The following is a 13,482-nucleotide window of genomic DNA, read 5'->3' as shown; positions in this document are numbered from 1 at the left end:
GCGAATGTATATGAAAGTAAAAAAAGCAGTTATTCCAGCAGCAGGATTAGGAACAAGATTTTTACCAGCAACAAAGGCGATGGCAAAGGAAATGTTGCCAATCGTGGACAAACCAACGATCCAATTCATCGTTGAAGAAGCGTTGAAATCAGGAATCGAAGACATCTTGATCGTTACAGGAAAAGCTAAACGACCAATCGAAGATCACTTTGATTCAAATATCGAATTAGAAACAAACCTAAGTGAAAAAGGAAAAACCGAATTATTGAAATTAGTAGAAGAAACGACAGATGTCAATTTGCATTTCATCCGTCAATCTCATCCAAAGGGGTTAGGACACGCCGTTCTTCAAGCAAGAGCCTTTATTGGAAATGAACCGTTTGTCGTTATGCTAGGCGATGATATCATGGAAGACGAAGTACCATTGACACAGCAATTGATCGATGACTATGAGCGTACACACGCTTCTACGATTGCCGTTATGCAAGTTCCTCACGATGAAACTTCAAAATACGGAATCATCAACCCAGGGGAAGTACTGGAAGATGGGTTATACAATGTCAAAAACTTTGTTGAAAAACCAGATCCAAGCAAAGCACCAAGTGATTTAGCTATTATTGGGCGTTACTTATTGACTCCAGAAATCTTTGATGTATTATCAGAACAACAACCAGGTGCTGGAAATGAGATCCAACTAACTGACGCAATCGATACGTTGAATAAAACACAACGCGTATTTGCCCGTAAATTCACAGGTAAACGTTATGACGTTGGTGACAAATTTGGTTTTATGAAAACAAGTATTGAATATGGTCTGACACATCCAGAAGTAGGGGCACCTTTGCGTGAATACATCATGTCTTTAGGTAAAACATTAGAAGCAGAAGGAAGCAAGATCAATCATAATCCAAAAGGAATAACAGAAATCAAAGAAGAAAAGAAAAAATAATCTTTTTTTCTAACGAGCTTCAGCTGCTAATTGAATAAAAAGTAGTTGAAGCTCGTTTTTATTTGTTTAAAAAACACGAAAATGCTATCCTTATAGAAAAGAGAGACAAGAAGGGAGTTTGATCATGTCAGGAGGAGAAATTGCAGGATTGATCGCAGCAATCGCCTTTGCGATACTTGTCGTTTTCATCGTTCGCGTATTGTTGCAAGTTTCCAAAACTTTAGAAAAAGTAGACCAGACTGTCGCAGAAGCAAATACGACAATTGAGATCGTCACACAAGACGTAGATCTTTTATCTAGACAAGTAGAAGGCTTGCTAGTCAAAAGTAATGAGCTGCTCTTGGATATCAATGGAAAAGTCGCAACGATCGATCCATTGTTCACAGCAGTTGCTGATTTAAGTGAAAGTGTATCGGAACTTAATCATTCTAGTAAAAACATCGTGACGAAAGTCGGCGGAATCGGAAAAACGACAGCTAAAGCGACTGTTGCCGGAAAAGTCGGTGGAACAGCGATGAAATTTTTTAAAAACAAAAAACATACTGAAACGACAGGAGGAAAATAAGAATGGCTAAAAAAGGTGGATTTTTATTAGGTGCAGTAGTTGGAGGTACAGCCGCAGCAATCGCCGCATTATTGTTAGCACCCAAATCTGGTAAAGAACTTCGGGATGAATTGGCTGCTCAAGCAGATGATTTGATGGACATGGCTTCAGATTACACAGATATGGCAAAAGAAAAATCATCTGAGTTAACAGGTATTGCAAAAGAAAAAGCGCAAGATCTTTCTCAACAAGCAGGGGATCTAGCAGGCAATGTTAAGCAGAAGGTAAGTGAATCAGCAGAGGAAGCAGGAAGCGAATCAGATGATATCTTGTTAAACCTCAAAGAACAATCAGCTGATTTATCTAATCGTTTCAAAAAAACAGCAGAAGATCTGAAAAAGCCAGCAGACGAATTAGGTAGTATTGCTAAAGATACTTCAGAAGATATCATGATCGATGTAAAAGATGCTGCAGATAAAGCAGGAGAGACGGTCAATGAAGGAATGTCAGAAGCAAAACCAGTTGCAGATGACACAAAAGAAATGTTGAAAATGGCAAAAGAAGATGCAAAAGAAGCTAAAAAAGAAATGAAAGATACAATGACAGATTCGACTACCAATCACTAAGATTACTCATTTCTAGAATAAAAAAGGTGAGAGCGGACCAGCTCTCACCTTTTTTATTTTCATTACTCTAAAACAAGTAATTCTTTTGGTGTAGTCGTGAATGGCACACAACCATCACTTGTCACATACACACAATCTTCGATACGTACCCCTACTTTTTCAGGAATATAGATTCCTGGTTCAAGAGAGAAGCACATCCCTTCTTCAATCACTAAGTCGTTTCCTTCTACAAGAGAAGGGAATTCGTGGACGGTTGTTCCGATTCCGTGACCTAAACGGTGATTGAAATATTCGCCGTAGCCATAGCTGTTGATCACGTTTCGTGCGATTTGATCAAGTTCACCTGCTGTCACACCTGGGCGAACTGCCTCTTGTGCGGCAAGCTGTGCTTCAAGAGTGATGTTATAGATTTTTTCTTGGAATTCAGTTGGTTTTTGATAAGCAACTGTACGAGTAGCATCACTGCAATAGCCATTCCAAATAACGCCAAGATCGAATAACACTAGTTCATTTGGTGAAACCTTCGTGCTTCCTGGTGTACCATGAGGGCTTGCAGCATTTGCTCCTGCAAGGACTAATGTGTCGAAAGACATTTGTGAAACACCTTGTTTTTTTAATTGGTATTCGATTTCTGCGATAATTGCTTGTTCAGTTACGCCTTCTTTTACTGTTTTGAAGCCAATTTCAAAGGCAACATCGGCCCATTTACCAGCTTCGATCAGTTTGTCTTTTTCTTCTACCGTTTTGATCAGTTGCAGACGCTGGATAATAGAAGTTAGATCGGTGTAAGAATCTGTACCTGTCAAGATATCAGAGATAGCATCGAAGCGATCGACAGTCAGAGCATTCTTTTCAATACCTACATTACCAGGTTGCCCATAGCGTGCGCGAAGCTCTTTTCCGATGATCTCCCAAGGATTTTCGCTGTCTAAGTAGCCACGTACATCGTACGCCCAGCTGCTGTTTTGAGCATCTTCAACTTCCAGAGCAGGAGTGAAAAGGAAAGGATCTTGTTCCAGAGGGATAAAAAGAGCTAGTACACGCTCGTGAGGATCACTTTCATATCCGGAAAAGTAAGCGATGTGGCCAGGGTCGCTGATATAAGCCAATTCTACTTGGTGTTGTGCCATCCATTGACGTAGTTCATTGATTTTTACGTTATTCATTTGGCAACCTACTTTCTAAATTAATTTTGTATTCAATAATTGTACCACTGATTGATTAAAAGACCAACGTTCTTAAAACTGAAAAAAGTAAAAATTTTCATGAAAACAGAGATAAAACGGTTGCAATTGTTGAGATTATTTGATATCCTATTTTAGAAATGTAAGACGTATTTTCAGAAAACATATAAAATATGAATAGGAGAACACAAATGGAAAAGCAAACAATCACTATCTATGATGTAGCGAGAGAGGCAAATGTTTCGATGGCTACTGTTTCACGTGTCGTAAATGGCAATCCAAACGTCAAACCAGCAACAAGAAAAAAAGTCTTGGAAGTTATCGATCGCTTGGATTATCGTCCAAATGCAGTCGCACGTGGCTTGGCAAGTAAGAAAACAACAACAGTTGGGGTAATCATTCCTGATGTCAGCAATATGTTCTTTGCCTCTTTAGCACGTGGTATCGACGATGTGGCAACAATGTACAAATACAATATCATCTTAGCAAACTCAGATGGCAACGATCAAAAAGAAGTCAATGTATTGAATAATTTATTGGCTAAGCAAGTGGACGGCGTGATCTTTATGGGTCACCATATCACAGACGAAATCCGTGGAGAATTTTCACGTTCAAAAACGCCTGTTGTACTAGCTGGTTCCATTGATCCAGATGAACAAGTAGGTAGCGTAAACATTGATTATGTATCAGCAACAAAAGATGCAGTAAATAAATTAGCAAAAAGCGGCAATAAAAAAATCGCTTTTGTCAGCGGTGCGCTGATTGATCCTATCAATGGCCAAAACCGTCTAAAAGGCTATAAAGAAGCATTAAGCGAAAACAATCTACCATATAGCGAAGGATTGATTTTTGAGGCACAATACAACTTTAAAGATGGTCTGTCTCTAGTTGACCGGATCCATAATAGCGGTGCAACAGCTGTCTATGTTTCAGACGATGAATTAGCCATTGGTATCTTGGATGGTTTATTAGACCGCGGCGTAAAAGTACCAGAAGAATTCGAAATCATCACAAGCAACAATTCTTTACTGACAGAAGTAGCTCGTCCTCGTTTGACAAGTATCACACAACCATTATACGATTTAGGAGCGGTATCCATGCGCCTATTGACGAAAATGATGAATAAAGAAGAAGTCGAAGAAAAAACGATTATCTTGCCTTATGGAATCGAAGAAAAAGGATCAACTAAATAATAAAAGATCAATCATTTAAAGGTTGTTCCCAAAGTGGTCAACTTCTGGAACAACCTTTAAACGAGAAAAGGGGTTATGACAAAATTTTGTCATAACCCCTTTTTTTGTGACTTTAAAAAAAAGAGAGAATGGCGGAAACAAACCTTACTTCCATCGTATACGACACAATCTGTGCGTAGATGCTACATTTTGTTCACTACTATCAAAATTACTTTAAAATGAAAACGTGATAAAAAAGAAAGTAGAAAAGTAACTCTAAAAAATCCAAAAAAATCCAGGCTCGATTGCGTACTTATCTTAAAGGAGAAACAATCCATCATACATAACCCGAAAGGAGACTTCTATTTGCCTAAGAAAAGACGAAAGACCATAGTCATCATTTTGACCATTCTTACTATAGGAATCGGAGGAAAATTTTACATGGACAAAAGAGAAGCACAAAGGCAGAAAGATTTACTCGCAGTAGAAAAACAATCCGTCAAAGTTCTGAAAAATACCTTTGCGGATATCAAGGAAGTGAAGGTAGAAGAATTTAAAAAAAACCTTGTTACCGGAAGTTATGGGGCACTTGTGACAATGACAAATAATGAAGGGAAATCTGTTTATTTTGATTATAGTTTTTGGAAGGAGAGAAATGAACTTGGTGGTTTTGGCATTGAGAACAGAGCGGTACAAAAGACAGGAGTCACTATAAAAAGAGTAAAAGTAATTTTTTCTAACGGACAGGAGGAGTTAGTATGACAATAAACGATAAGCATTACAATGATATTAGTGAGAAGGTTTATTGGCTAGATCCCAAATATCCCCGCTACAATGAGGGATACAAAAAGAACTCTGTTAAAGAATTTGCTGGTATGGAATTTCAAATCCTGCAAATCAAAGACTCATTGGACGGCATGCAGGCGATGGCTGTAGCGCCAATCGTCCATAGCAAATTGGAGAAAAATTTCAAAAATAAAAAAATTCCTGCAAACTTTCGCGTACTTAAATAATGAAGGTGTCAATACTTACATAAAAAGAAAGGAGGCACGTTCTTGCCCCGGAAAATAAGAAAACTCAGCTTAGCCATTTTATTAATCGTCATATTAGGAATCGGAGGAAAATTTTACATGGACAAAAGAGAAGCACAAAGGCAGAAAGATTTACTCGCAGTAGAAAAACAATCCGTCAAAGTTCTGAAAAATACCTTTGCGGATATCAAGGAAGTGAAGGTAGAAGAATTTAAAAAAAACCTTGTTACCGGAAGTTATGGGGCACTTGTGACAATGACAAATAATGAAGGGAAATCTGTTTATTTTGATTATTTTTTTTCAAAACAAATGAATGAAATTAGCAGTTATGGCGTAGAAAATGAAGAAATACAAAACGAAGGGGTTACTACTCCTAAAATAAGAGTTATTTATTCTAATGGAGAGGCGGAGGAAGTGTGACAGTAAAAGACGAAGAGTATAGATATATAAGTGAACATGTTTATTGGATAGATCCTAAACATCCACAATACAGCAAAACTTATAAGGAAGGGGGAATAAAAAAAATCGGCAATACAAAGTTCCAAATCCTAAAAATCAAAAACTCCTTCGACGGCATGCAGGCGATGGCTGTAGCGCCAATCAAGAACGGTAAAGTGGATATTTCTCAAGTAGTGATTGCTTTTGCAGGAACGAACTTAAGCGATTGGAAAGATTTGGAAACGGATGCAAGAAGTATTATGAATCTCTATGGGAATAGACCAGGAGCAAGTTTTTCTGAAAAAGCAACAACAAACAAGCTTTTATCCGTTAGTGGATTGAAAACAGCGGGGCAAATCAATTCAGCGATTGCATTTGCTAATGAAGTAAAAAAGGAATATGGAGAAGCTGCTATTTCTACTACCGGCCATTCATTAGGTGGATTCTTAGCATTATATGTAGCAGCAGAGAAACAATGGAAAAATGTCGGCTTCAATGGGCCGGACCCGTATGATCTCTTATCACCAGAAGCAAAAAAATGGGTGGAAGAAAATCCCGGTATGCTCACCAATTACCGAAATCACGCCGATTTTATCGGTAATTTTGGTGGTAATGGCACAGGTGCTGAAGTTCGGATCAGTATGGAAACAGCATTCTTGAATCTGCTTGCTTCCCACAGTTTAACCTCTTGGAAGTTTGATGAAAATGGAAAGCTGATTATTCCTGAAAATGAAAACAATGTTAAAGCTCGAAAACAACAGAAAGAAAACCAAGCGACCCAGTTGTTTTCCTATCAGTTGCAAGAACTGAACAACATACGTAAAAAACTACGATTAAGTGGCGGCCGGCTGACAGTTAATGAACAAATTTACTTAGATGACACACAAGCTAGGTTAGTAGTGGAAAAGTTATCGGTAAAAATGAAAAGCGCTATGGAAGAAGTTATCCGCATCAATCAAAGAGGAATTTTTGAGCTAGAGAAAAAATGGCAAGAAGGCTTGCGGCAAGCACGTGTTGTCGCCCCTTCGTTGACTGAACAGGAAATCGTAGAAGCATTAGCTAGTGTGGGCGCCACAAAAGAGAACTTAGTCGATTCTGCGAAAGAAGTCTATCTGCTACGAATCAATAAGGCAAGACGTATGGGGGAGGCCTTTGATACATTGGCGAAGGAGATCCAAGACAAAATCAATGAAATCGTGGCACGAGATCGAGAATTAGCACAGCAATTCAATTAAAGGAGAAGTAGATGAAACTAGAAGAATTGGAAAGAGATTATCGAAGTGAACGAAGACAATTAGAAGCTCAAGAAGATGAATTGATCCACTTTAAGAATCAAGGATTACGATTGATGGAGCAAGAGGAGCAGCGACTGCATCATGTATTAAAGAACTTAGCTTTAGATAATGAGCCTCTGTTTCAAGCAAGACGAAGTTATTCGAATTATCAGGAGCATTATCAACAAGCCCTACAAGTAGAACGACGAAAACTCTATCAGCAGCAAGACGAACTAGAACGTTCCTATCGTCAAAAAATCAGACAAATAACTATGGAGAAATCATCTTATGAATGAATTTTTAATGCAATTACTAAAAGAATTAGAGAAAAATCTACATCGATCAAATGTACGTTCAGTTGGTATGGGGATATCTCAGCAAATTTGGGCAGAAAAACGATTGACAGATCAAAACTACCAAATGACTGCAGAAGAAGCTGCTCAAGAATTTTCTAACCGACATGTACACTTGAAAGAATCAGTAAAAGGGCAATTTGCAGAAAAACTAACCGAATTATTCCAAAGACAAGAAAAGAAATTAAAACAGTTTCGTTAGTAAAGTTATATAGAAAAATTTTGTGAAAATGGCTTTTCACATTTTTACATAAATTTGTCTTAATATCGTAGATGCAAGCTTTTGAACACCATTTATTCGGAAAAAGGGAGCTGTGACAAGATTTTTGTCGCAGCTCCCTTTAATTCTGATTAATCTATTAGATCAATCATCTTTATCGTCTGATTCTTTGGTCTCTGGATTCGCTCTAGCATAAGCTGAAGCGGTGTTCCAGTAATCTGTATAGTTTTCATCAGTACCGCCAACGCCGAATTTAAAGGCGCTTTTCTTCGGACCATTTTTTGCCCAAAGTGATTCCACTGTTTTTCCTGGCGTTTGGATGGATTTTTTATTGACAGTAACTTTTCCAGCTGTTTGTCCTGTGAACCCAGATACTTTTTTCTTCATCACATCGGATGATAAGTCAAATTTCTCATCAGTGCCGAAAATCTCAGGGTTTGCTTGGTAAGCTTGATTGATTAGATTGGCAAGATAATTAGCCGAACGTATTCTTGCTTGGCTGTCCATTCCAGTATTGTCATCGTGTCCTGCCCAACTACTGATAGTGATAGATGGAGTTGAGACGATCAGCCATGAATCTCGGTATTCATTGGTAGAACCAGTTTTTCCGACCCAATCTGCATTTCCTAGATTTCCGTTTAAGCTTGAGATGACATCTTTGAATGGTGTAGTGATTTTTTCATTGATCACACTACGCATCATGTCATTCATGATCGATGCCGTTGCTTCGGAATAAATACGGACAGAATTACTTTCATGTTTATAAATCACATTACCTGCATTATCTGTGATGGAATCAATGATATAGCCTTCTTCGTAGACTCCACCATTTGCTAAGGCCTGGAATCCATTTGTCTGTTGAAGCGTCGTTACATCTACTGTCCCTAAAGGAGCCGATTCAACGCCCCAATTATCATTTGCTGGGTAGTTCATCTTCGCCAAGTAGTGCTCGTAAGCGTATTGTTTCGATCCACCGGAATTCAACACATCTTGATATAAGTGATAAGCTGGGATATTGTTGGACCATTCCAGTGACTCACGGACGGTTTGGAAGGTGTTCGACCCTTCATTGGTCGCATTGACGATTTTCTCACCAGCATTTTTTCCTTCTTGCCAAGTCGTTGCATAATCTGATACACGGGATTCTGATCCGACAAGTCCCATATCGATTGCAGGACCGTAAACAAGAACCGGTTTGATGGATGAACCAGCTTGACGTTCTGTATCAAAGGCGTGGTTATTTTGATTCTGGCTGTAATTCCGACCACCCACGAAGCCATAGATACGTCCGGTTCTGTTATCCATCAATACATTTCCAGTCTCCACTTGGCTACCAGCACCATCATCTAACATGTAGCCATAATTTTCTACGCCGGTTTGCAATGCAGCATAGATATCTTTATCGATCGTCGAATGGATCGTATATCCTTTGTTTTGGATCGTTTGCTGTGCTTTTTGATAATAAGCTTCACTGACCGATGAATCTGACATATCAGCATTATCTTTTTCTGCCAATTGTTGTGCAATAATCCTTGTTGCTTCGTTCATCACGGTATAATACAAGAATTCTCTGTCAGTCTGTTCCGCGATTTGTTGTGGGAGAAAGTCTTTTGTAAGATCATAGTCTTTCGCTTCTTCGTATTGTTCTTTCGTAATTTGTCCTTCACGGTACATACTGAATAAAACAAAATCTTTTCTGGCAAGACCGGCAGAAAGATCTTCTTTTAGCGCGCCTGTATTCGTGTATGGACTATACGTGATAGGGCTTTGAGGCAAACCAGCGATATAAGCAGCTTGCGGCAGAGTCACATCCTTTGCATCTACACCAAAGATTCCTCTAGCAGCTTCCTGGACTCCAGCAATATTTTGCCCCTTATTATTCCGACCAAATGGTGAGACATTCAAATACGTAGCAATGATCTCATCTTTTGAAAAGTGTTTTTCTACTTGTGCAGAAAGAACAATCTCGTTTGCTTTACGTTTGAATGTTGTTTCATCGGTTAGGATCTGTTGTTTGACTAATTGCTGTGTCAAAGTGGATCCTCCAGACGAGCCGATGCCAGTCGCTTCTGAAACTAGTGCTCGTAAAACAGCTTTAGGGACATAACCTTGGTGTTTATCGAAGTATTCATCTTCTGTACTGATAATCGCGGTTTTCAATAAAGGCGAAATCTTATCAGATGAAATAGTCGTCCGCATCAGATCTGTCTGGATTTTTGATATCTCTGTATTATCTGCATAAACAATCTTTGACGTTTCCGTAATGTTTCCTAGTTCTGTCTGCAGTTCTTTTTTAGTCGGCAATTGTGTGTCTTCGACAAGATAGGCAAAGTAGCCAGCACCTATTCCGATACCTAGAGCTGCGAACAACAAAAGAAGAACAGTAATAAAAACAGTCAATGATTGAAACACTCTAAAAATAATCTTAGGAACAAACCATTTTTCTTTTTTTCTTCTATTCTGTTTTTTTCGAGTATTTTTGCGTGGCAAAAGGGTCACCTCAACTAATGGTTTTATTTCGCTAATTATAGCAAATAATAGGACAAAAAAACAGACAAGGCTGTTTTTGACAGGAATTTCTTTTTCGAATGAGATAAAACGTGAGGAAATGATCTTTTTTATGAAAGAGTTCTTAAGCTTTTCTTTAGAGAAAATTTCAGTTACTATGGAGAACAGGGCAAAGAAAAACAAACCATTTTCTTTGTACATCATCTTACCAATATATAGGAATTGTTCGAAACAATTGCCTTTCAAGGAGGAATCCATCCATGTTATTAGGCTCACACGTCAGCATGAGCGGAAAGAAAATGCTGTTAGGCGCGGCAGAAGAAGCAGCCAGTTACGGATCTTCGACCTTTATGATCTATACAGGCGCTCCTCAAAATACTAGAAGAAAAGCTATCGAAGAGATGAATATTGATGCCGGAAAAGCATTTATGGCAGAAAACGGACTAACAAATATCGTCGTTCATGCGCCTTATATCATTAATTTGGGAAATACGATCAAACCAGAAATGTTTCCATTTGCTGTACAATTTCTGAGAGAAGAGATTGTCCGTGCGGAAGCTTTAGGTGCTACTCAAATCACCCTTCACCCAGGCGCTCATGTAGGAGCAGGGGCAGAAGCTGGGATTGCTAGAATTATTGAGGGGTTGAATGAAGTTTTGACAAAAGAACAGACGGCACAGATCGCTTTGGAGACGATGGCAGGGAAAGGTACGGAAATCGGTCGAACATTTGAGGAATTAGCGCAAATCATCGATGGAGTAAAATTGAATGAAAAATTATCCGTTACTTTTGATACATGTCATACGAATGATGCCGGATATAATATAAAAGAAGATTTTTCAGGTGTAATGGAAGAGTTTGATAAGGTCATCGGATTAGATCGGCTTAAAGTACTGCATATCAATGATTCTAAAAATCCACAAGGTTCTCATAAAGATCGGCATGCCAATATCGGTTTTGGAACAATTGGATTTGACACATTGAACAAAATCGTCCATGATCCAATGTTTGACAACATTTCGAAAATATTAGAAACCCCATATGTCGGTAAAGATAAAAAGAAAGCTTACGCACCATATGGAAAAGAAATTTCCATGTTCAAAGCGCAAGCATTCGATCCCGAAGTGTTCCCTGAGTTATTAGCAGAAGAAGTCACACTTTAAGTTTTCTACCTGACAGCAACAAAAAAGGATTGGGCAGTCTGCCTTGTCCTTTTTTGTTTAAGAAACAAAGGAGTGCTTTTTGCATTCGTTTTCGCCATGCTCCTTTTGCCCCCTCTTTTTAAATTCAGACAAACAGGGTATACTGATAGAAAAGTAAAAAACGAAAAGTTTCACAAACAAGTAGCAAAACGTGATTGAAAGGACGAAAAGATGCTGAACATTTTAAACCCCTTGATCGACCAACTAAAAAAGAAACATACATACTTTATTCTTGGCATAGCCGTATTATTTACAATTATTCGGTTGTATTTATATAGTAAAGCAATCTATGGAACAGATATGTCGGCGACCTATGATGATCAGCTGCTGATTCACTATGCTCAAAATATTTTGGATGGTAAATGGCTAGGGGAGTACACGACTACAACACTTTCAAAAGGGATCTCCTACAGCTTGTTTTTAGTACTTGCACATAAACTGCATCTTTCTTATGCAGTTTTGTTCGGCATGTTCAGTATTCTTGCCAGTATATTGGTTGCACTAGCGTTTAAACCGATCGTGAAGAACAAGTACCTTCTTTTAAGTATCTATTTTTATTTTTTGTTTTCTCCGATTAGTTTTACACATGAATATTCCACTCGAACGTATCGTAATGCTCTCGTGATTCCGGCTGTTGAGATCATTATCGCTTGTTTACTAGCTATTTATTACCGTAAATATAGTTCCAGCAAAAAATTGCTGCCGTGGTTTTTAGGGCTAGCTGTTTCTTTTCCTTTCTTTTGGTTCATTCGCGAAGATTCCATCTGGCTTCTTCCTTTTACTGTAGTCGCGTTAGGCATCAGTTTCGTCCAGATCTTGCTAGGACAAGACTTTTCTTTCAAAGAAGCAAAGAAGTTAAAAGAACGACCATTTCTCCTTTCGAAACAAGAATGGCTGAAACTTTCATTGTTTTTACTCCCTCTAGTCGGTTTCTCCATCGTCTATCAGTGGATCGAATATAAAAACGAGACAACATATGGTATTGCCATTATCAATGACCGTTCGAGTGGCGAATTTGGACGTTTGATGAAACAGCTGATCCGAATAGATGACGAAACGAACTTAAATAAAGAAAACAGTGAGATATGGGTCTCGCATGCTGCATTAAATAAAGCATTAGACGCATCTCCTACATTTCATGCTGTTTCTACTCGTATTGACGAATTGTATACGACTCATGCGTGGACCCAAGGTGGAAAAGTAAAAGAATTACCAGGAGATATCATTTTTTGGGCATTGCGAGATGTGGTAAGCGAATCTGGTTATTACCAAAACAATGCAAAAGAAACCAATGATTTTTGGAAAAAAGTCAATCAAGAATTAGAAGAAGCCTATCAAAAGGGAACTATCAAAAAGAAAAAAGAATTCTATCTGATGGGATCAGGGGATGGAAAGACGATGAATGATCTGCCAATCGTATTTGCTTTTCTGAAATCAGGATATGCCTATGCATGGCGATACAAAGATTTCCATCAAGGGGGGAATTATAGTTTCGGGACGCAAGAACAAGTCGAACAGGCCCAAGAATTATTGAATCTTCCACTAATGGATAATTGGATCGATAGCAGTGATCCGAGAACACCTGATTTCCAGTTGACAAAAACAGCAAAAGTCGCGAATGTCATGATAAAAATTTACCAAGTTTTGGCCATTCCCGTGCTGATTGCTTCAATAGCAGGGATATTACTTATGGTACTAGGAACCGTATTTGCAAAAGCTGATCGTGCCTATTATAGTTCCTCTTTGATTGTAGTCATCGGATTAATACTGACACAATTGGTTTTTCTTTTCGGCGTCTCGTGGTTTTGTTCTTATGCGCCAGAAAAAAAGGATTATTTTTTAAGTGTCTACACTGGCGCAGGTGTGCCATTAACGCAATTCATCGTAGTAACAAGCATGCTAGTTTTCAGTAAATTGAATCTGAAAAAAGCTTTATGTTCTAAATAAAAAGGGAACTGTGACAAAAGTCTTGTCGCAGTTC

General features: G+C 38.5%; 14 protein-coding genes. 12 read left to right on the top strand and 2 right to left on the bottom strand.

Annotated elements, in window-relative coordinates:
* Positions 1 to 10 precede the first annotated feature (10 nt).
* The 3 genes from galU to HMPREF2988_RS03515 all read left to right on the top strand — a co-directional run bounded on the left by galU (position 11) and on the right by HMPREF2988_RS03515 (position 2,119).
* The gene (galU, locus tag HMPREF2988_RS03525; RefSeq protein ID WP_002308607.1) at positions 11 to 949 is read left to right on the top strand and encodes a UTP--glucose-1-phosphate uridylyltransferase GalU; all 939 of its coding nucleotides are present in this window, start codon (positions 11 to 13) and stop codon (positions 947 to 949) included.
* Positions 950 to 1,073: 124 nt separating this feature from the next.
* Positions 1,074 to 1,514: a DUF948 domain-containing protein gene (locus HMPREF2988_RS03520; protein ID WP_002308608.1), complete on the top strand. Its 441-nt coding sequence runs from the start codon at positions 1,074 to 1,076 to the stop codon at positions 1,512 to 1,514.
* Between the two features lie 2 nt (positions 1,515 to 1,516).
* Positions 1,517 to 2,119 carry a YtxH domain-containing protein gene (locus tag HMPREF2988_RS03515; protein ID WP_002308610.1) on the top strand — a complete coding sequence of 201 codons (603 nt, stop codon included), beginning with the start codon at positions 1,517 to 1,519 and terminating at the stop codon, positions 2,117 to 2,119.
* A 62-nt stretch (positions 2,120 to 2,181) separates the two neighbouring features.
* Here the strand turns inward: HMPREF2988_RS03515 and HMPREF2988_RS03510 are convergent, their stop codons facing one another.
* Positions 2,182 to 3,285 (bottom strand): aminopeptidase P family protein, encoded by a 1,104-nt coding sequence (locus HMPREF2988_RS03510; RefSeq protein ID WP_002313499.1) that lies wholly within the window; start codon positions 3,283 to 3,285, stop codon positions 2,182 to 2,184.
* A 209-nt stretch (positions 3,286 to 3,494) separates the two neighbouring features.
* On the opposite strand from HMPREF2988_RS03510, the gene ccpA reads away from it, so the two are divergent.
* The 7 genes from ccpA (at position 3,495) to HMPREF2988_RS03475 (ending at position 7,773) form a co-directional block, all read left to right on the top strand.
* Positions 3,495 to 4,496, top strand: coding sequence for a catabolite control protein A (gene ccpA / locus HMPREF2988_RS03505; RefSeq protein WP_002291653.1), 1,002 nt, complete (start codon positions 3,495 to 3,497; stop codon positions 4,494 to 4,496).
* A gap of 345 nt (positions 4,497 to 4,841) precedes the next feature.
* Complete coding sequence (locus HMPREF2988_RS03500; protein WP_070769997.1) at positions 4,842 to 5,237, top strand: hypothetical protein; 396 nt, start codon at positions 4,842 to 4,844, stop codon at positions 5,235 to 5,237.
* Positions 5,234 to 5,488, top strand: coding sequence for a hypothetical protein (locus HMPREF2988_RS03495; RefSeq protein ID WP_070769996.1), 255 nt, complete (start codon positions 5,234 to 5,236; stop codon positions 5,486 to 5,488). Before HMPREF2988_RS03500 ends, HMPREF2988_RS03495 begins: the two co-directional genes overlap by 4 nt.
* 42 nt (positions 5,489 to 5,530) lie before the next feature.
* Entirely contained in the window at positions 5,531 to 5,926 is a 396-nt protein-coding gene (locus tag HMPREF2988_RS03490; protein WP_070769995.1) for a hypothetical protein, read from the top strand.
* Positions 5,923 to 7,179 (top strand): lipase, encoded by a 1,257-nt coding sequence (locus HMPREF2988_RS03485; RefSeq protein ID WP_070769994.1) that lies wholly within the window; start codon positions 5,923 to 5,925, stop codon positions 7,177 to 7,179. Before HMPREF2988_RS03490 ends, HMPREF2988_RS03485 begins: the two co-directional genes overlap by 4 nt.
* 11 nt (positions 7,180 to 7,190) lie before the next feature.
* On the top strand, positions 7,191 to 7,514 hold the full coding sequence (locus HMPREF2988_RS03480) for a hypothetical protein (RefSeq protein ID WP_002305582.1): 324 nt from the start codon (positions 7,191 to 7,193) through the stop codon (positions 7,512 to 7,514).
* Entirely contained in the window at positions 7,507 to 7,773 is a 267-nt protein-coding gene (locus HMPREF2988_RS03475; RefSeq protein WP_002314688.1) for a hypothetical protein, read from the top strand. The genes HMPREF2988_RS03480 and HMPREF2988_RS03475 overlap by 8 nt, the downstream gene beginning before the upstream one ends.
* Positions 7,774 to 7,935: 162 nt before the next feature.
* Here the strand turns inward: HMPREF2988_RS03475 and HMPREF2988_RS03470 are convergent, their stop codons facing one another.
* Positions 7,936 to 10,281: a transglycosylase domain-containing protein gene (locus HMPREF2988_RS03470; protein WP_025477207.1), complete on the bottom strand. Its 2,346-nt coding sequence runs from the start codon at positions 10,279 to 10,281 to the stop codon at positions 7,936 to 7,938.
* A gap of 278 nt (positions 10,282 to 10,559) precedes the next feature.
* Here HMPREF2988_RS03470 and HMPREF2988_RS03465 point away from each other — a divergent pair, with 278 nt between their 5' ends.
* Together HMPREF2988_RS03465 and HMPREF2988_RS03460 are read left to right on the top strand one after the other, a co-directional pair.
* On the top strand, positions 10,560 to 11,462 hold the full coding sequence (locus tag HMPREF2988_RS03465; RefSeq protein WP_002308625.1) for a deoxyribonuclease IV: 903 nt from the start codon (positions 10,560 to 10,562) through the stop codon (positions 11,460 to 11,462).
* 210 nt (positions 11,463 to 11,672) lie between these two features.
* Positions 11,673 to 13,448, top strand: a complete 1,776-nt coding sequence (locus tag HMPREF2988_RS03460) for a glucosyltransferase (protein WP_070769993.1) — start codon at positions 11,673 to 11,675, stop codon at positions 13,446 to 13,448.
* The last annotated feature ends 34 nt before the right edge of the window (positions 13,449 to 13,482 follow it).

Origin of the sequence: Enterococcus sp. HMSC061C05 (assembly GCF_001814765.1) — a bacterium.
Taxonomy (GTDB): domain Bacteria; phylum Bacillota; class Bacilli; order Lactobacillales; family Enterococcaceae; genus Enterococcus_B; species Enterococcus_B lactis.
This window is presented reverse-complemented; position numbering and strand designations above follow the sequence as displayed.